This window comes from Flectobacillus sp. BAB-3569 (genome assembly GCF_002270355.1).
GTDB lineage: Bacteria > Bacteroidota > Bacteroidia > Cytophagales > Spirosomataceae > Flectobacillus > Flectobacillus roseus.
Genome location: NZ_NJFZ01000009.1, coordinates 94301 through 113635, shown reverse-complemented (window position 1 = coordinate 113635; position 19335 = coordinate 94301). Strand labels below are relative to the sequence as shown.

The 19335-nt window shown below is 36.8% G+C and carries 10 protein-coding genes; 4 read left to right on the top strand and 6 right to left on the bottom strand.

All coding sequences use genetic code 11. The features are described 5' to 3' along the window. Positions 1 to 187 precede the first annotated feature (187 nt). A complete protein-coding gene (locus BWI92_RS09720; protein ID WP_095162477.1) occupies positions 188 to 4264 on the bottom strand; it encodes a hybrid sensor histidine kinase/response regulator transcription factor in 4077 nt (1358 codons plus the stop codon). A 117-nt stretch (positions 4265 to 4381) separates the two neighbouring features. After that, on the bottom strand, positions 4382 to 5197 hold the full coding sequence (locus BWI92_RS09715) for a substrate-binding domain-containing protein (RefSeq protein WP_176464387.1): 816 nt from the start codon (positions 5195 to 5197) through the stop codon (positions 4382 to 4384). A gap of 708 nt (positions 5198 to 5905) precedes the next feature. Between BWI92_RS09715 and BWI92_RS09710 the strand changes: the two genes are divergently transcribed. After that, positions 5906 to 6931: a GntR family transcriptional regulator gene (locus BWI92_RS09710; RefSeq protein ID WP_095162473.1), complete on the top strand. Its 1026-nt coding sequence runs from the start codon at positions 5906 to 5908 to the stop codon at positions 6929 to 6931. Between the two features lie 60 nt (positions 6932 to 6991). Here BWI92_RS09710 and queG read toward each other — a convergent pair whose 3' ends face one another. Then, positions 6992 to 7936: a tRNA epoxyqueuosine(34) reductase QueG gene (queG, locus tag BWI92_RS09705; protein WP_095162471.1), complete on the bottom strand. Its 945-nt coding sequence runs from the start codon at positions 7934 to 7936 to the stop codon at positions 6992 to 6994. Positions 7937 to 8180: 244 nt separating this feature from the next. Here queG and BWI92_RS09700 point away from each other — a divergent pair, with 244 nt between their 5' ends. From BWI92_RS09700 to dnaJ, 3 genes are all read left to right on the top strand, one after another. Further along, the gene (locus BWI92_RS09700) at positions 8181 to 12152 is read left to right on the top strand and encodes a sialate O-acetylesterase (protein WP_176464386.1); all 3972 of its coding nucleotides are present in this window, start codon (positions 8181 to 8183) and stop codon (positions 12150 to 12152) included. Between the two features lie 145 nt (positions 12153 to 12297). Beyond that, positions 12298 to 12846 (top strand): nucleotide exchange factor GrpE, encoded by a 549-nt coding sequence (locus BWI92_RS09695; RefSeq protein WP_095163337.1) that lies wholly within the window; start codon positions 12298 to 12300, stop codon positions 12844 to 12846. 45 nt (positions 12847 to 12891) lie between these two features. Then, positions 12892 to 14049, top strand: a complete 1158-nt coding sequence (gene dnaJ, locus BWI92_RS09690; RefSeq protein WP_176464397.1) for a molecular chaperone DnaJ — start codon at positions 12892 to 12894, stop codon at positions 14047 to 14049. Between the two features lie 379 nt (positions 14050 to 14428). Here the strand turns inward: dnaJ and BWI92_RS09685 are convergent, their stop codons facing one another. The 3 genes from BWI92_RS09685 to BWI92_RS09675 form a co-directional block, all read right to left on the bottom strand. After that, the gene (locus BWI92_RS09685; RefSeq protein ID WP_095162465.1) at positions 14429 to 17398 is read right to left on the bottom strand and encodes a DUF2723 domain-containing protein; all 2970 of its coding nucleotides are present in this window, start codon (positions 17396 to 17398) and stop codon (positions 14429 to 14431) included. Between the two features lie 268 nt (positions 17399 to 17666). Beyond that, positions 17667 to 18704: a phenylalanine--tRNA ligase subunit alpha gene (pheS, locus tag BWI92_RS09680; protein WP_095162464.1), complete on the bottom strand. Its 1038-nt coding sequence runs from the start codon at positions 18702 to 18704 to the stop codon at positions 17667 to 17669. A gap of 214 nt (positions 18705 to 18918) precedes the next feature. Further along, positions 18919 to 19242 carry a hypothetical protein gene (locus BWI92_RS09675; protein WP_095162462.1) on the bottom strand — a complete coding sequence of 108 codons (324 nt, stop codon included), beginning with the start codon at positions 19240 to 19242 and terminating at the stop codon, positions 18919 to 18921. Positions 19243 to 19335: the final 93 nt, after the last annotated feature.

Sequence of the window (19335 nt, the reverse complement as noted above, 5' to 3'; positions counted from 1 at the left end):
ATCTACGTTTCATAAATAGAGAGGCAATGATTGCGTCTAAAGATATGTCATTCTGAAATATAGTATCAAAAAAAGGCGGTCGAAAAACTAATTTCGACCGCCTTTTTTGATAGATAAAAACTTGAAGAATAATTCTAGTTATGAGACGCAATCATTGCGTCTCTACAGAGATTGATTCACTCAATTACTAAACCTTGTCTCTCATTTCAGAAGGCGATTTACCGTATTCCTTTTTGAATATTCTGGTAAAATAAGATGGATCATTAAAGCCCACTTTGTACGCAATTTCAGACACGGTATAACTTTCTGTTTCGAGCAATTGCACTGCACGCTTCAAACGAATATTTCTGATAAACTCATTTCCTGAAAGATTGGTCAAACTTTTGAGTTTTCGATACAACTGCATATTACTCATCTTCAATTCAGATTCTAATTGCTGAATATCAAAAGCTGGATTGTCGATATTCTCTTCAACCGTGCGAATGGCTCGTTCAAGAAAATGCTCATCAGCAGTATTTAGCGTAATTTCTTTAGGTTGAATTTCGACTTCTTGTGTAAAACGCTCACGGAGCTTACGACGAATTTCCAAAAGGTTTTTGACACGAACTTCCAATAAATTTGCATTAAATGGCTTTGTAATATAGTCATCGGCACCAACTTCCCAACCTACAATCTTGCTTTCGTTATTGCTTTTCGAAGTAAGAATAATCACAGGAATATGGCTAGTTTTGACATTTTCTTTTACCAAACCACAAAACTCAACACCTGTCAACTCTGGCATCATCCAGTCCGAAATAATCAAATCTGGAATAAAGTTGAGGGCTTTTTCCCAAGCTAATTTACCATTGTCGGCTTCTAAAACTTCAAAATTCTCACTCAAAACTTCTTTAATATACTCACGAAGCTCTTCGTTATCTTCAGCAATTAGGACAATTGGTTTTTCAGAATTGACGTTCACCTTATCATTTTTCAAAACTGCCTTTTTCAAAATAGTAGGTGTTTCAATACCAATTTCTTTCGTTGTTTCTTTTATCCAACTTCTTTCAAAAGAATTTGCCGACACAGGTAATATGACTTTGAAGGTACTGCCCTCCTGCGGAATACTCGCTACAGAAATGTCGCCTCTATGCAATAAAATCAACTCCTTACAAAGTGCTAATCCTACTCCAGTCCCAACAATTTGTGGTTGAGTAGACTCCTGAATTTGATAAAAACGGTTAAAAATATTAGATATATGCTGTGGAGCAATACCCGAACCTGTATCTTTTACCAAAATTTGTACCTTATCTAACTGCCCTTCTAACTGATAAATTGGCTCAAGGATTACCTCTATCTTTCCTTTTTCGGGGGTGTATTTAAAGGCATTTGATAACAAATTAGTTACCACTTTCTCTAAAATATCAGCATCGTAAAAAGCCATCAACTGTTTTGGCTCTGTCACAAATGATAAATCAATCTGCTTTTGTTCTGCTAAGTTTTTGAAAGAAGAAGTAAGCTTTTCTAAAAACTCTACAATATCACTCTGAGATATTTCTGGAGTGAATTTACCTGCCTCTAATTTTGACAAATCCAACAGTTGATTGATCAATTTGAGCAACTGTTTGGCATTGCGATGAATCAATTTAAACTGAGATTTCTGTTTTTCGGGTAAATCAGGATTTTCAGCAAAAAATCTCTCCAACGGTGAAATAATCAACGTTAGAGGTGTGCGGAACTCATGCGAAATATTAGTAAAGAAATTGGTTTTGAGTTTGTCTAATTCTCTAATTTGCTCTTTCTCTTTTTCCTTCAATCTCAAATCAGATTTGAAACGCTCACGCATTTCAATCATTCTACGAAGAAATACCAAGCCTGCAACCAACATCATGGCATACAAGAAAAATGCCCACCAAGTACGATACCAAGGCGGCAATACCACTACCTGTATTTCGGCCGGTTTTTCATTCCAAACACCATCATTATTGGTAGCTTTTACTTTGAAGGTATAAGTGCCAGGGTTGAGGTTGGTGTAACTGGCAGTTCGCTGCTTACCAACGTAGTTCCAATCTTGATCAAAGCCTTCCATGATATAGGCATATTGATTATTCTTGAGTTGTTGAAAATCCAAGGCTACATAATCAATGGCAAAAACATTCTGACTTGATTTAAAAACAATTTCTTTTGTTACTGAAATATCTTGTTCCAGAGGCGAATCTTCTCCTATAGAAACAGGCTTATTAAACAATTTTACACCTGTCAAATAAATATGAGGCACCTCATTGCTTCCTTTCAAGCTATCAGGATTGAAAACATTGAGACCGCCTGTCCCGCCAAAAAACATATCGCCTTTTTGGTTTTTGGCATAGGCATTAATCAAAAATTCTTTTCCTTGTAAACCGTCTGACTCAGCAAAATTTTTGAACTTCCATTTTTTGGTATCAAAAACAGCCAAGCCCTCATTGGTCGCAAGCCATAAGTTTTGATGACCATCTTCCATAATACCTTTAACAGCATTGTTGGGCAAACCATCTTTGACTGTTAGACTTTTAAACGTCCTGTTATTTGGATAAAACAAGTTTAGTCCTCCGCCATTTGTCCCTACCCAAATTCTTTTTCTAGAATCTTGAAAAATACGAAGTACAGCACTTCCTCTCAAACTTCCTTCGGCGTCAGTCTGCTGGTAATGAGTCACGCGACGTGTACGAGGATTATAAGCAAAAATGCCATTGTTATTTGAACCAACCCACAAATTCCCTAGAAAATCTTCCATCAAGGAATTGACATTTACTCCTAATAGTCGACCAACTTTATTTAGTTCAGGAATCGGTGTAAACGTTTTCGCTTGTTTGTCAAAAAGTAATACGCCTGAGCCTTGTGTACCCAACCACACTTTGTTTGGGTACCTTGACAAGGCAATAGCGGTCATATTCATTCCATATTTACCTCTGGAGTAGGTAAAGTTTTCAAAACCTCCACTTCCTTTCTTCAATAATCTCAAACCAACACCCCAAACGCCCACAAACATATCACCATCTCGGTCATGCTGAAGAAAGACAATATCATTATTATTCTGAATTTTGGCAGATTCTTGGTCGTTGATATAATGTGTAAATTGATTATTGGCACGGTCTAGTAAGGTCAAACCACTATTGCTACCAACCCAAATACGGTCGTTGGTTTCGCAACTGATAGAGGTCACACGATTACTTAATAAACTTTGTGGTGAGTTAGATTTATGACGATATAAAGCAAATTTTGAATGACGACTATAATGTACATTGACGCCACCTTCCCAAGTCCCAATCCATATATTATTGTCTCTATCGACACATAGTGACATGATGGAAAACGAGCTTAATCCAGTATCTGAATCAAGATTTGCCTGTACACGAGAGATATTGGCAAAGTCAGAACTTTTGACCAAAATAGCACCGTTGTCTGTTCCAATCCATAATGTACCTTCCTTATCACGTACCATAGAGGTAATGATGTTTTCTTTGTCAGTTACATAAGGATTGTACAATAGCCGCGTGAATTGTTTGGTACGAATGTCAAATTTATAAAGACCATTGCCACGAGTTCCGACCAACAAATCCCCATTGAGGTCCTCAAATAAACAATTGATTTGATTTTTTTGAGGTGGTAACTCGTTTTCCAGCCTAAAAGTATGCGCTTTTCGCTGAGCATCGAGCATGGTCATTACGCCATAGTGCCCCCCAAGCCAAAGGTTACCTCTTTTGTCTTTGTAAAAACGTGTGATATCATTGGCATTGAGCTGACGAGATTCTGTTAGACGCCAAGCAATGGTATTATCTTCGAGATTGAAACACAGCAAACCATAGCCATAGGTAGCTGCCCAAATTTTGCGGTCTTTGGTAGCGACAATGCCCGAAATACTTCGATCACTAATATTAGATTGATATTTGGCTTGCTTGAAGCGAATAAATTTTCCTGAAGCTACATCTAGCTTATTGACACCACCATTGATTGTCCCAATCCATAAATTACCGTCGGGGTCTTCGGTGATACAAGAAATATTACTACTAGAAATAGAATTAGGGTCGTCAAAATCGTGACGATACACGGTGAAGCTGTAGCCATCGTACTTATTGAGACCATCTGAAGTGGCAAACCAAAGAAAGCCTTTACTATCTTGAAAAATATTGAAAGCAGTGCTTTGAGAAAGACCATGCTGAGTACCAATACGGTTAAACCTCAGTTGCCCTGTGGTTGTGTGTACGTATTGTAGTATTATCAATATAATCAGTAAACTTCTGACTTTCATTAATTTAAACCTCCTTGATGCAATTTAAGGGTAAAAGCGCAATTTTCGAAGCTTTTTTGCCTTTTGACTAAATCTCTTAGTTCATTGCTATCGTTCGCTCGATAAGATACGAATGTATTAAAGTGAATTTCGTTGAATAAAGCGAATAGGTGTTTTGATATGTTCTTTTTTTCGTTGTAAAATTAAATTAGCTGCATGTCGACCAAGTTCTTCGTAATTGATGGTTACCACAGATATTCCTCCACATAAAACTTCTTTTAGAGGTGTTTCATTGTATGAAATAATACCAATATTTTCACCTAATGATAACTGGCGTTTGCTGCAAAGTTTCAGAATATCGGCAAGACCTTGTTCTGAAAGGATCAAAAATACTTGATTTGGTTTAACAACCTCTTCTTTTATTTCATTTATTACATGAAAGTCAAAAGAATATTGTTTTGCAAACTTCTGAATCCCCTCTTCCAGTGACTTGGCAATTGTATTGGATTCGTTCACAACCAAATTAATGGTTTGATATTTACTTAATGAATCTTTTATCTCCGAAAATATTCGTTGAATTCCCTCCTCAAAGTCGTGGTACACACAAGCATATTCACCTCGGATAAACTCGTTTCGTTTATCCAAAATTAGTAGTTTTTCCTTAGGAATACTATTAAGTGTTTTTAGAACATCTTCATGAAGATAAGACGAATGCAACAACACAGCCACATGATCGTATTCGGTAATTCTTTCTCGAATTACTTGGTCGAAGTGCTGAGTTGACAGTGGTGTAACCTGATGAACATATACATCGACATGAGCTTTTTCTCCCAATTTTTCGAGAAAACTTTGGTAGATTTTATCTTTAAAATCACTCAGTTTGTTAAAAACTAGCAGCACCTTCATGGAGGCGACACCAGTCTGATTGTCGAGAATAGTTTGAGGTTTTGTCACGTGTATATGTGGGTACGATGGAATACTTTCTATTTTCAAATCTCTATTTTTTCTACTTACTCAAAAATACTCAGTAGGTAATATAGGTAATGTCCTGCACTATGCCGTAAATAAAATTTGAAGCATGACAGCCACCTACAGCAGGGCATTTCAGGACAGGTCTTGGATCATCGAAAGTCTACCTTTGACAGAAAGTTTTGGTTCAAAAACTTACTTCAACAATTCAATGAAGTTTTAAAGTTTTTGTTAATTAAAGTCCTTTACCTCTGGTCTAGGACTTTTTTGTTTTCAGGAATATTCCCAGAAAAATACAACTTCAACATTTCTACACTTTACTTGTAGCAAACCGTATTTTCTTCTGACATTTTTTACACAATCTGCAATATATGTCCTACCAGATTCAAAAAAAGAACTTTTTGCAAGATATGTACTAGTATTTGCCAAATGTGTCCTAACAGAATCGAGCAATAATGGTCTATCTTTGAATCATCAAAAAACTGGATTTTATCATAATTTTTCGGTACTTATCCAATTCAGTAAAAAATTAAAAAAGCCCTTTTAGTCTTACCTCAATACAACTCGAAGGCATTTGAAACCTATCACAACTTTAGTAAATATCGTTATAAGGTAAACCAGTTTTTTGAGATCCCTTTTTCGTCGAGTACCCAATACCTTATAAAAACTATAGTAATTCCAAAAATTAACGTAATGAAGACTTTTGTAGAATTTGCCCAAATTAAGCACGACTCGAAAACTCCGAAATACCAACAATTGGTAAACTCGCTTTTGACCGATATTGAGTCGGGAGTCCTGAAAGTTGGAGAGCGTCTCCCTTCTATCAATGAAGCTAGCGAGGAGTGCTATCTTTCAAGAGACACCGTAGAACGTGCTTATGCCGAGTTACATCGTTTGGGTGTGATTACGTCTATCTTCAGAAAAGGTTATTTTATTTCTGGAAAATCTGCTCAAAAGAAAACTAAAGTTTTTTTCTTGGTTGGTAAAATCACCGAAAGCAATAAAGCAATTTTTAATGCTTTTGTAAATGCAGCAGGTAAGGAGGTGATTGTAGATATTTTTACTTATAACTACAAGAGCGATAATTTCCGTGAGATTATTAACAACCACCTAGGTAATTATCACTACTATGTGATCATGCCTCACTTAATCGAGGAAAACGAAGAAAATATCAAATGCCTCAAGAAAATTTCTGGCGAACGCTTGATTTTGTTAGACAAATCTCTGCAAAACCTTAACGGTACAAACTCCTCAATTGTCAATAATTCAGGTGAAGAAATTTGTCAGGTTATGCAAAGCCAATTAGAGGTATTTAAGAAATATAAAACACTCAACTTGGTCCTTACAGAAGAAGAATACTTCGATGCTGAGTTGATTACAGGTTTCCGTAACTTCTGCGAAAATAATGGCTTCGATTTCCAAGTGTTGGATGGCTTAGAAGGCGAAGAAGTAGAAGAAGGAAATGCATATTTGACGATGGATGATACCGATTTGGTATATGCTATCAAGTCGAGTACAACACAAGGATTTACTTTAGGAAAAGAAGTTGGCTTGATTTCACTCAATGATTCATGTTACAAAGAAATCCTTGCAGGTGGTATCACGGTAATTTCAAGTCCTTTAGAAGAAGTTGGCAAAATAGCAGCATCTGTTGTGGTTGAGGGCAAAAAAACCAGCACACAAATGCCAATGCAAATCATTTTAAGAAATTCATTATAATAAGGTATATTAGAAAATAATAAAGCAACTTTCCCTTGGATTGTTGCTTTTTTTTGTGCCTTATTTTTTGTCATTCCAACCAATAAAATCAATATTCCTTTTCAGTCCCTCTAATTTGGTTCGTTTGACTGGTGATTTTTTAAAAACTTGGTTAAAAACCTCTGTGGTTATTTCATCCCAATCTTTATTGGTAAAATCTTTCAAGTCGGGGTGTAGATTAAAGAGGGGTTCTTTATGTGGTTTTGAAAAACGATTCCAAGGACAAACATCTTGGCAAACATCACAGCCAAACATCCAATTATCAAATTTACCTTTCATTTCGATAGGAATTGCGTCTTTGAGTTCAATGGTAAAATAGCTAATGCATTTTGAACCATTAACCACATAAGGTTCTACGATAGCCTCTGTTGGGCAGGCTTCGATACAACGTTTGCAAGTACCGCAAAAATCTTTGACAGGACCGTCAGGTTCTAGCTCCAAATCGATAATGAGTTCAGCAATAAAGAAAAAGCTACCGTGACCTTTATTGATCAAATTAGCATTTTTCCCAACCCAGCCTAAGCCTGACTTTTTGGCCCATGCTTTATCCATGACAGGGGCAGAATCCACAAAAGCACGCCCTCCTACTTCACCAATGTTTTCTTGAATAAAATCAAGCAACTGTTTGAGTTTGTCTTTTATCACAAAATGGTAATCCATTCCGTAGGCATACTTGGAGATTTTATAGTCCTCCTCTTTTTCGGAAAGTTTTTCCTCTGGATAATAATTATAAAGCAAAGACACTACCGACTTGGCATCATCGACCAACAAACGAGGATCAAGACGTTTATCAAAGTGATTTTCCATGTAGTTCATCGCACCATGATAATTATTGTTTAGCCACTTTTCTAATCGAGGTGCTTCTTCTTCCAAAAAAGTAGCTTTTGATACCCCACAAAAATCAAATCCAAGCAATTTTGCTTGTTCTTTGATGAGTTGAGTATGATGTTGTCGAAGTTGGTTCATAATATCAAAAGCCCGTTTGTTCTATTACAAAGGTAGTTTGGAATTGTGAAACTTGAAAAATCAGGTGATAATCTGTAATTTTGATAGAGTTTCAGTTATCTCTAATGCCATAGGTTAGTTATTTCACATCTCTTGCTGCCAATTTCCATTTTTTTTAGCTTTAGAAACATCTTTTCTCCAATAAAAGATGTCTTTATTAATACCCATATCAAATTTTTATCAAGCATATAAAATCATCAATTGTATGAAGCGAAGTTTATTACTCCTATCAATATTATTCTTATGTTCACTAAATTCTATAGGACAAGTTATTGGCGGTACAAATTTCTCAGCACTACCACGAGATTATCAACTATATCCACGAAATGTAAGTGGTCAAAGTACCGTCCCTATCAGTGGGAGTACTACCAGAGCCAATGTGAGTTACTACTCAGTACTTATTAACCGAAATGCTCAAAAATATAATTACCAAAAAGCTAATGTGAGTTATATCTCTGGAAAAGGAAGTTTTAGTTTCAGCAACCTTATCATAAAATCAGAGCAAGCCAATTATGATTTCAGCATCTATCAAGTATTATCATCTGGTGACTCTTCTTTGGTAACAAGTGTTAGCAACGTAGTTTCAGGGGAAGTGATTGTGATTACGGGTCAATCTAACTCAACTTGCTTTTTTACAGAAACTCGAACAAATCCATTTTGTAGAACCTTCGGAAAAATCACTGATACCTTTAATACTGCCAATTATAACCCCGCAGACACACTTTGGACATTATCTAACCAAAATGGTTATGATTACAATGTCGGAACCATGGGATTTGAACTACAAAAACTTATTTTGGACAATTATGGCATTCCAACCTGCCTTATTAACGGTGGAACACATTGGAGCAACGCACAGCAACACGCCAATCGAACAGCGTCCAACCCAGCAGATTTAACTAATACCTATGGCAGATTATTATACAGAATACAAAAAGCAGGATTGCAAAATGCAGTAAAAGCATTTATTTATCGACAAGGAGAAAGCGAAGCATACGGAGAAGGCAGTAATTTTAAACTCTATTTCAACACAATTCTATCCAACCTCAAACTTGATTTACCATCAATAAAAAAGACTTATCTTTTTCAGATAGACATAATCGAAAATGCCACAGGATATGCACCCTTAGTCCGTGAAGAACAGCGTGAATTTGGTATCACAAATGCTTCTATTGTTGATGTTATCCCTTCAATTGGTACAGTAGGTTTCGACGGGTTACATTATTCACCTGAAGGCTATCAACAAAATGGGGCTGAATTGTTTCGTCTTTATAAAAGAGATTTTTTAGGTTCGATAGATGATGGTAATTTCTCCGCTCCAAATATTCAAAAGGCTTATTATACCACACCTCAAAGAAATCAAATCGCTTTAATTTTTCAGAAAGGTCAGTTACTCAAATGGCCAGAGAACTTTAATGGTTTGAATATGGTGGATTTCTTTTATCTCAACGGGACAAACGGGCACATCAAATCATGGGCTATCTACAAAAATGCTATCTTGTTTGATTTATTCAATTCTAATTCTTCAAACACTATTAATTATTTACCTCCAATTGTCAATAAAGGAGACCCACTATTTCCATATCTAGGTCCCTACATCAAGAATCAATCTGGTATGCGAGCCCTCGCTTTTTTTCAGTACCCTATCGGTGAGTATGACCCCAAAAATGTAATTCCAGGCAATACAGACCCTGTTATTTCATTTAGTAAAATTCCTCAAAACTTACAAATGTTTCCTCGGAATAGTAGTAATACTTCGGAGATAGAAGTTAAGGCTACCTTACAAGAAGCTCCAATAAAATATGATTATGTCTCTATTTTAACCAAAAGAAATAGTGTCAATTATAGCTACAGCAAAGTGACATTAAACTACAATAATGGAAAAACTGATTTTAGTTTAAAAACAAATATCAAAGCAGAATTAGCTTCTTATGCTTTCAGTATTTATGCTGTAACAGGAACAGACTCTGTCCTTCTGGCGACAAGGACAGATTTGGCATCTGGTGATTTCTTTACTGTAATGGGACAAACAAATGCCAAAGCATGGCATACCGAAAATAATACTGTAACCTATAACTTTTACAGTCCTTACTGTCGCACATTTGGTACAAAAGCAAATACCAATTATGCTTTGTCTGATACGACATGGAAAATTAGCGGTGATGTTCGTTCAGAAGTGGGTGTTTGGGCTTTGGAGCTACAAAGAAAATTGGCTCAACAATATGGTATTCCTAGTACCATTATCAATGAGTCTGCAATATCGACACCTCTTTCACAGCAAAACATTACTAATTCATCTGGCGATGACATTAGCACTGTTTACGGACGATTATTATACAGGGTAAAAAAAGCTGGAGTTGGTAGCCAGCTCAAAGCTGCCTTTTGGTGGGGAGGAGATGTTGAGGCGCGTAGTGCCGCCAGTACTTCCTATCCTAATGAGTTTGATAAACTTTACAAACGTCTGAGGAGTGATTTCCCTAGCACTATCCCACTTTATACCTTCCAGAGTAATATTTATTACAATGGAGTGCAAGATGCTGGTAAAATGCGTGATTTCCAGAGAACTATTGCTAATAACTACGCCAATACAAAGGTATTTTCAAGTCTAGGTTACGATGGGTTTAATGGCGTTTCAGGTCAATATTCATTAGAAGGTTATACGCAAATAGCCAATACTCTTTGGAATACCATCAACAATGATTTGTATGCCACCACCAAGGCTAATATTTCAACCAGCCCGCAGGTCCAGAAAGCTTTTTACACTGATGCCAACAAGAAAGAAGTTACAGTCATTTTTGAAGAAGGACAAACCCTCGTATGGCCGAACGATGTAGACCAAAATGGCAATAAATATGAGATGCGTTTTTACTTCTATCAAGATAAATCGTCGGCAGATATGGGTAGCGGAAGTGTAAATCAAAACCGTCTGACACTCACTAGTAATACCAGTAGTTCAGCCAAGACGTTGACTTATCTTCCAGATTTCATGCCATCTAGTGGTAATACATTCGATACGAGAGTAACATTTAATGGTCCATTTCTCAAAAACTCACAAGGTCTAACAGCTTTTAGTTTCAAAGACTTTCCAATAGCTGATGCCTTAAATAGTCCTGTGTTGTCAGTCAGCAAAGTAACAGCTACCTCTCTGGATATTACTTGGCCAGCTATTGCAACCGCAACGAGCTATATCATTGAAATCTATAAGGCAGGTAATAATACTTTACTAAAACAGAATATTGTTTCAGGCACCACACTGAGTGTGTCATTCACTGGTTTGGAGGATAAAACGCAGTACACTGTCAAGGCTAAAGTTATCTCAGCGGCGTCCGAATCGCCATACAGCTCTATAACAGCACTTACTTTCAATGCTCTAAAAGCTCCAACCCTCACAGGAAGTGCGACTTACTATAATGCGAACCAATTGAATTGGGGAACTACTGACTCTGACGTTACTGGTTTCATACTTGAACGTAAAACACCCGATGTATCAAACTACACAGTAATACTTCAGCCCAATGCTGGAACAAATTCATTCGCAGATATCAATCTTACTGCTAATACCACGTATCAATATCGTATCAAAAGTAAGAATACAGTAACCGAGTCACCCTATACAATGCTGGAAATAAAAACGCCGGCATTACTTAATACTCCGGCACTTAAAGCAACAGCCGCTAGTGAATTTAGTATTAAATTGACATGGGATAATATCGGTGGAACCAATACCTATCAAATTGAAAAAGACGCTGGCAATAATAGTTTTCAAGTCTTGACCAAAACCGATGGTAATACCATAACTTTCACAGATACTAAACTTGAAGCGAATACCACCTATAATTACAGAATTAAGGCTTTTTCAAGTTTCTCTGAATCTAATTACGCCTTTGCCTCTGCTACAACCTTGATTATTTTAGGATTTGACGACCCAAGTTTTAGCAAAACCCTATTGTATCCTAACCCCAATAATGGGAAGTTTATAGTAAAGTTTGAAAAACCTTACTCTGGCGAGCTACGTGTGATAGATTATTTAGGACGTGACAACTACAATGCTAAGCTAAATCAAAGCACTGAAAAAGAGCTAGATTTATCACATTTACCTTCTGGCAATTACTTTATTAATTGTCAATCAGGAAATGTCTGGCACACAATAAAATTCCAGCTCATTCAGAATCCTTAAAACTTTTCAACTGAAAACTGACATTCGGGAGAAAAGCCGTAACTTTGTAATTCTCTAAATCTGCCAAGTTGGCAGAAATCATGAAATGGCAAAAAAATTGAACATTTTTCAGAAAATTAAAAATAAAGCGAAAAGTTCACTGAATATGGAAAATAAAGAGGAATTACAGGCGGAAGAACAAGTTTTACAACAAGATACTGACAATCAGACAGTCGGAACAGAAGAAATTACTCCAGAAGTAGAAAATAAAGAAGCTAGTCAATTAGAGAATTTATCCATCGAATTGGCAGAGTTGAAAGATAAATATATTAGATTATATTCAGACTTTGATAACTTCCGTAAGCGTACTGCAAAGGAAAAATTGGATATGATTCAATCAGCATCTGAAGGAGTAATCAGAGATATTCTTCCTGTGGTTGACGATATAGAAAGAGCAGTTGCGAATGCACAAGAAGGCGAAATTTCAGAAGGCGTTACTTTGATTTTCAATAAGCTAAATCATGCGCTTACCAGCAAAGGCTTAAAACCAATGGACGCAAAAGGTGATGTATTTAATCCAGATTTACACGAGGCTATTACCCAATTCCCTTCTCCTACAGAGGAAGATAAAGGTAAAGTATTCGATGTAATCGAAAAAGGATATTACCTCAATGACAAGGTAATTAGATTTGCAAAAGTTGTAGTGGCTAACTAACATATCATGACATAATGCCACATTGGCATTATTATCTATTATAAAATCATGGCAAAAAGAGATTATTATGAGGTACTTGGCGTAAGCAAAACTGCCAGCGATGACGAAATCAAAAAAGCGTATCGTAAGCTTGCGATTAAGTATCACCCAGATAAAAACCCAGGCGATAAGCAGGCTGAAGAAAGCTTCAAAGAGGCTGCTGAGGCGTATGAAGTATTATCAAATCAACAAAAACGTCAGCAATACGACCGTTTCGGACACGCAGGTATGGGTGGTGCCGCAGGTGGTGGTGGCGCTTATGGTGGCGGTATGAACATGGAAGATATCTTCAGCCAGTTTGGAGATATTTTTGGTGATGGCAGTCCATTTGGCAATATGTTTGGCGGTGGAGGAGGAGGTGGTCGCCGTGTGCGTAAAGGTTCTGACCTTCGTATCAAATTAAAATTAAACCTTGAGGAAGTCGCTAATGGTGTTGAGAAGAAAATCAAGGTAAAACGCCATGTAACTTGTAAGGCTTGTACTGGTAACGGTGCTAAAAATGGTACTGAAGTACAAGGCTGTCAAACTTGTGGTGGTTCGGGTCAGGTGCGCCGTGTTCAACAAACTATGTTAGGACAAATGGTAACTACCTCTACTTGTCCTACTTGTAATGGCGAAGGGAAGATGATTAAAACTCGCTGTGAGGTTTGTTTTGGTGAAGGTCGTGTACTTGAAGAAGAAATCATCCCAATCAAAATTCCTGCTGGTGTAGCCGAAGGTATGCAGTTGTCGATGGGTGGCAAAGGTAACGTGCCTCCGCGTGGCGGTGTTGCAGGTGATTTGTTGATTGTTATCGAGGAAGAACCACATGAAATATTACACCGTGATGGCAACAACGTTATTTACGAATTGTATCTCAACTTTGCTGATGCAGCATTAGGTACTTCTGTAGAAGTTCCAACGATCGGAGGTAAAGCTCGTATTTCAGTTGAAGCTGGTACGCAAGGTGGTAAAATCCTACGACTAAAAGGTAAAGGTATCAAAGAAATCAATGGATATGGTACAGGCGATCAGCTTATTCATGTGAATATTTGGACCCCAAAAACACTAAGTAAAGAAGAAACTGATATTCTTGAAAAATTAAAGAATTCACCAAACTTTGCACCAAAGCCAAGTAAAGGTGAAAAATCTTTCTTCGAAAAAATGAAAGACTTTTTTAACTAAGTAAAAGGAAGTTATTAGATACTAGTATATCAGTTATTAGAATAAATGCATAACTAGTCCATAACGCAGATATAATTCTAATTATATCTTTTCTATTACTTAATTACAAAAAAGGGTTCGATAACAGTTTTGTTATTGAACCCTTTTTCTTTTTCAAGACTTTCATAAACTATGCATTATCTTAAATCCTGAGACAAGAATGATGTTATTAATTTCATTAAAAAAGGGGGCGGAAAATATTTTCGACCCCTTTTTTAATACTACTATGCGATATTTTTATTCTGTGTAAGACACTATCATTGCGTCTCTACTGCAAGAATACAAATTTTAACATAATCGCTAATTCGCTCAATTAGTAATGATTCATATTATGATTGAACTATAAGCTAGCTTTTTGCAACTGACTATTAAACATTTGTTCATATTTAGCTGCTTCAGGCATTTTAGCTTCTTTCAAGCCATTGACGATAATCTGCATTTCGTACAATGCTGTTTGAATTTCTCTAGCATCGCTACCACGACGTTCTGTCAAATAGTAATCTAACGCTTTATTATTACGATTCATCATTGTATCAGCAATCTGAAGAGCGGTTTTCTTGTCTCCTACTGCCAAGTATAAAGCTACATAATTAGCACTCAACTGATCGTAAGGAATCGTTTTATCAGGCATTACCTTCATTTCGTAATCCAACGCTTGTTTTGCCTTTTGCAATTTACCTTCACGTACCAATTGGTCTACCAATCTCAAGAAGCTCAAACGCGCCGTCACTACTGGTACTTCCAAATAGAAATCTGAATGATAATACGTTTTTGGATTATCCAAATCACGCCAAGCCATTTTAGTAGTCATGTTATTATACATGATGTCTGTATTGACAAAGCCATCTTTCGCACCAGGAACTTTAAATGGCATCAAACGATACGCATAACCTTCCAACTGCATAAATTCTTTCATATTCAAATAGCTACTGCTTGCCAATGTTGTAGCGAAGTAAATTGGACGTTTCCAACCTTCAGCTGCGTTTTGAGCAATAATGTCTAATTGAATCAGTTCTGGCTTCATAATGCCACCTTTACCTACATTCCAGCTAATCTGATCAGTTAAGAACTGGTCCATATCTTTTGGAACAATACCAGATTTTTTCACTTGGTCTACATTCACTGGCAGAAATACTGTTTCAGAAGGCATCGTATTGATCATAGAACCATCTTGCAAAGGTACTTTAATTGCTTGATTATCATCCTTCACCAATTTCATGTATTCTTGTAGATTGATTCCTGTTTTTACGTTAGGGTTTTCGTAAAACAAGATTTGGTCGTTAACACCTTCCAAGAAACGATCTTTTGACAATGAAATCGGCAAAGCCTGAGACTCATACGTTTTACGTTTCATTTGATCGATATACCAATCTGTACCTAACAACGACAAGTTACAAACACGTACGTCTGTACGGAAGCCTTCTACTTCTTGCACATACCACAATGGGAATGTATCGTTATCTCCTCCTGTAAATAGGATAGCATTCGGAGCACAAGAGTTCAACATGTTTCTCGCAAAATCTACTTGGTGATAACGGTGATTTCTATCGTGGTCATCCCAGTTTTGCTGAATCAATATCACAGGAACAATCGCAGAAAGCGCTGTAGCAGCAATACCACTCGAAGCACCATTTTTCAAGAACTTTGTCAACCACTCTGCCAATTGCATCACACCCAAACCAATCCATATAGCAAAGAAATAGAACGAACCTACATAAATATAGTCACGCTCACGTGGCTCAGTTGGTGGCGAGTTTAGGAACACAACCAATGCCAAACCTGTCAGTAAGAACATCAGAATAGTTACTAAGAAATCTTTTTCATTTTTACGATATAAAAGATAGAAACCTAATAATCCTAAAATTAAAGGAAGATAGAAATAGTTATTTCTTGCTTTATTCGTAGCTAAAAGCTCTGGTAAAGCTCCTTTTCGAGTATAATCAATCACGCCAGCATCTTGAATATCGCTTTCACGCCCTACAAAGTTCCACAACAAATAACGCATATACATATGTCCCATTTGATGCGAGAACATGAATTTTAGGTTATCTCCAAAGGTTGGTTTCTGTCCCTCTGGAATACCCAGCATTTCTCGATATAATTCTACGTGTTGAGGTGCGCTAGAATAAATACGCGGGAAAAGCATCTGACCATCTTTTGAGTAAGACACTTTTTGCTTGTGATCATATACCACATATTTACCATCCTGCATTTTGTAAACAGGTGCTCCTTGCTCTACACTTTCAACTTCTGCTGTATAGATAGGCCCGAACAATAAAGAACGATCGCCATATTGCTCACGACGTAAATATTTCAAGAAGTTGAGGATATTACTTGGGTCGTTTTCGTTGATTGGTGTGTTATAATTTGAACGAACCAAGGCCAAAGTATACGACAAATAACCAATTAGTACGAATGACAATGCCAACATACCAATATTCAAGTTCACCTTGTTTTTCTTATGAGAATAGGCAACTCCACCTACCATAAGTCCAACAAACAAAATCAAGAACACTACTACCCCAGAACCATAAGGCATTCCCATACCATTTACCATTCCTAGTTCAAAACTGAAGGCAATAGATGGAAGTCCCGGGATAATTCCAGAGTTGATGACTCCTAAAATAACCAAACCCGCAAAAATAGAAGCGAACCCGCCAAGGTAAGTAGGTTTTGGATACTTTTTAAAATAATATAACAATGCCAAAGCTGGTACTGTAACCAAGTTCAATAAGTGAACTCCGATCGATAAACCAACGATGTAGGCAATCAAAATCAACCAACGGTTAGCCGTAACTTCATCTTCAATGATTTCCCATTTAAAGGCTGCCCACACTACCAAGGCAGTGAAGAATGAAGACATAGCATATACTTCGGCCTCTACTGCTGAGAACCAGAAAGTATCTGAAAAAGCATAAGCTAATGAACCAACAACACCTGAGCTCAATAAAATAAGTGCTTCATTGAAAGTAAGTTCATCAAATTTCTTATTAAGAACTTTTCTACCAATCAAGACAATAGTCCAGTGCATAAACAAAATAGTCAGGGCACTCGAAACTACCGATAACATGTTTACCCAATAGGCCACCTGCAATACATCACCAGCCGCGAAAAGGGAAAATAATCGACCCAACAAGAGGAACAATGGTGCCCCAGGAGGGTGTGGAACTTGAAGCTTGTAAGCACAAGCAATGAATTCACCGCAATCCCAGAAAGAAGCAGTTCTTTCTACAGTTGCAGCGAATACGATTAATGAAATAACAAAAACGGCCCAACCAACTAAGTCGTTAATCTTTTTAAAGTTGTTCATTAGGAGATACTTTATCTGTTTTAGAGTCTATGAATACTGTATCCGACAGTATTGCGCAAACGGAATATTTCGCCTTTCAAAGTCAAAAATAGCAAAATAGGCCGGTGTATTTACTTTTACTTTAGTTAAAATGTGTTAAAATGACTGTTTAATGTCAGCTTTTCCAAATGAAATGATTATCTGTACTTGCTCATTACGCAATTATTTCAACCGTCTAAACAACAAAAGACCTCACAGAGAGTTGTCTGTGAGGTCTTTCTGAAGACATTTAGACACCTTCAAACTGGCGCAGGAATCGCACGTCGTTCTCGGTAAATAATCTTAAGTCTTTAATACCATATTTTAGCATGGTGATACGTTCGATACCCATCCCAAAAGCAAAACCAGTATATTCTTTCGAATCGATACCACAGTTTTCTAATACATTCGGATCTACCATACCCGAACCAGCAATTTCTACCCATCCAGTGTACTTACAAACATTACAGCCAACACCTTTACAAATCAAACATGAAATATCAATCTCAGCTGATGGCTCTGTAAATGGAAAATAAGAAGGGCGGTAACGTACTTTGGTATCCTTACCAAACATTTCTTTGGCAAAGTGATAAAGTGTATCTTTCAGGTCTTTAAAACCAACATTTTTATCAATATACAAACCTTCTACTTGATGAAACAAGCAGTGAGCACGTGCCGAAATAGCTTCGTTACGATATACACGGCCTGGCATAATCGAGCGTAAAGGAGGTTGTTTTTGTTGCATCAAACGAATCTGTACGTTTGAAGTGTGCGTACGCAACAATACGTCGTCAGCTACATTTCCACCTTTTTTCTCAATAAAGAAAGTATCTTGCATTTCACGAGCAGGGTGATTTTCTGCAAAATTCAAGGCCGTAAAGTTATAAAAATCTGTTTCGATTTCTGGACCGTCAGAAACATTGAAGCCCATTTTCTCAAAGATTTCGATAATTCTTGCACGCACTACGCTCAATGGATGTAAGGTTCCGTTCTCTTGAGGAACTACAGGTAATGTCAAGTCAAACTCAATACTTACTGCATTCTCAGAAGAAGCTTCAAGCAAGGCTTGCATCTCGTTAAATTTGTTTTGAGCAAAGTCTTTAAGGCCATTCAATTGCTGACCAATTTCTCTACGCTGTTCGGCTGCTACATTTTTTAGTCCATCGAAAAGCTCACCAATAACACTCTTACGCCCTACGTACGCTATACGGAATGCCTCTAACTGATCTTTGTTTTCAATCACAAAAGCATCAACCTGCTGATGTATTTCTTGAATTTTCTCTTGCATTTATTCTAAATATCTTAAGTAAAAGGCTTTGTTCATATCCCAAAACCTTGAATCAGCAACGCTAATTGATTCAAGCCTATACAATGGGTCTGCAAAATTAATAATTTAAGCCAAAGCAACGAGATTTTAATTGGAGGTTTTTCGAAAATGTAGGCAGAAGAAGTTGATATGTGAACATTCTTGACATGAATTAAACTTATTTTCGGTCAATCTTCTACTGCTTTTTCGTTTTGTCAGTTTCATATCCAACTTTTAATCTCACTGGAGGATTATCAGAAAAATTAATGATTGCATCTACAAGTCCTTTTACTTTTGCAAATACACTTTTTTTCTTTCCAGTTGAATCTTTCTCTTCCTCATTGAATACCAACTTGATCCTGAGCTTCTTTTTAGGGTTATCCATAAATTTCTCTACCGTCAAAACTGGAGGAGCTTCTTCTGAGGCATAAATTTTGGTACCATTACTGAGCATGGCAATACTAAAAACCAATAGAAATGTTTTAGTAAAATATTTTTTAGAAGGGAGAGTATTCATCATATAAGTTTAATAAGGTTGAGTCTATTGAGTAATTCAAAAGCATATTGTTAACTGCATAACAAGTTAATCATCAATCGCCCATAAAACCAAATC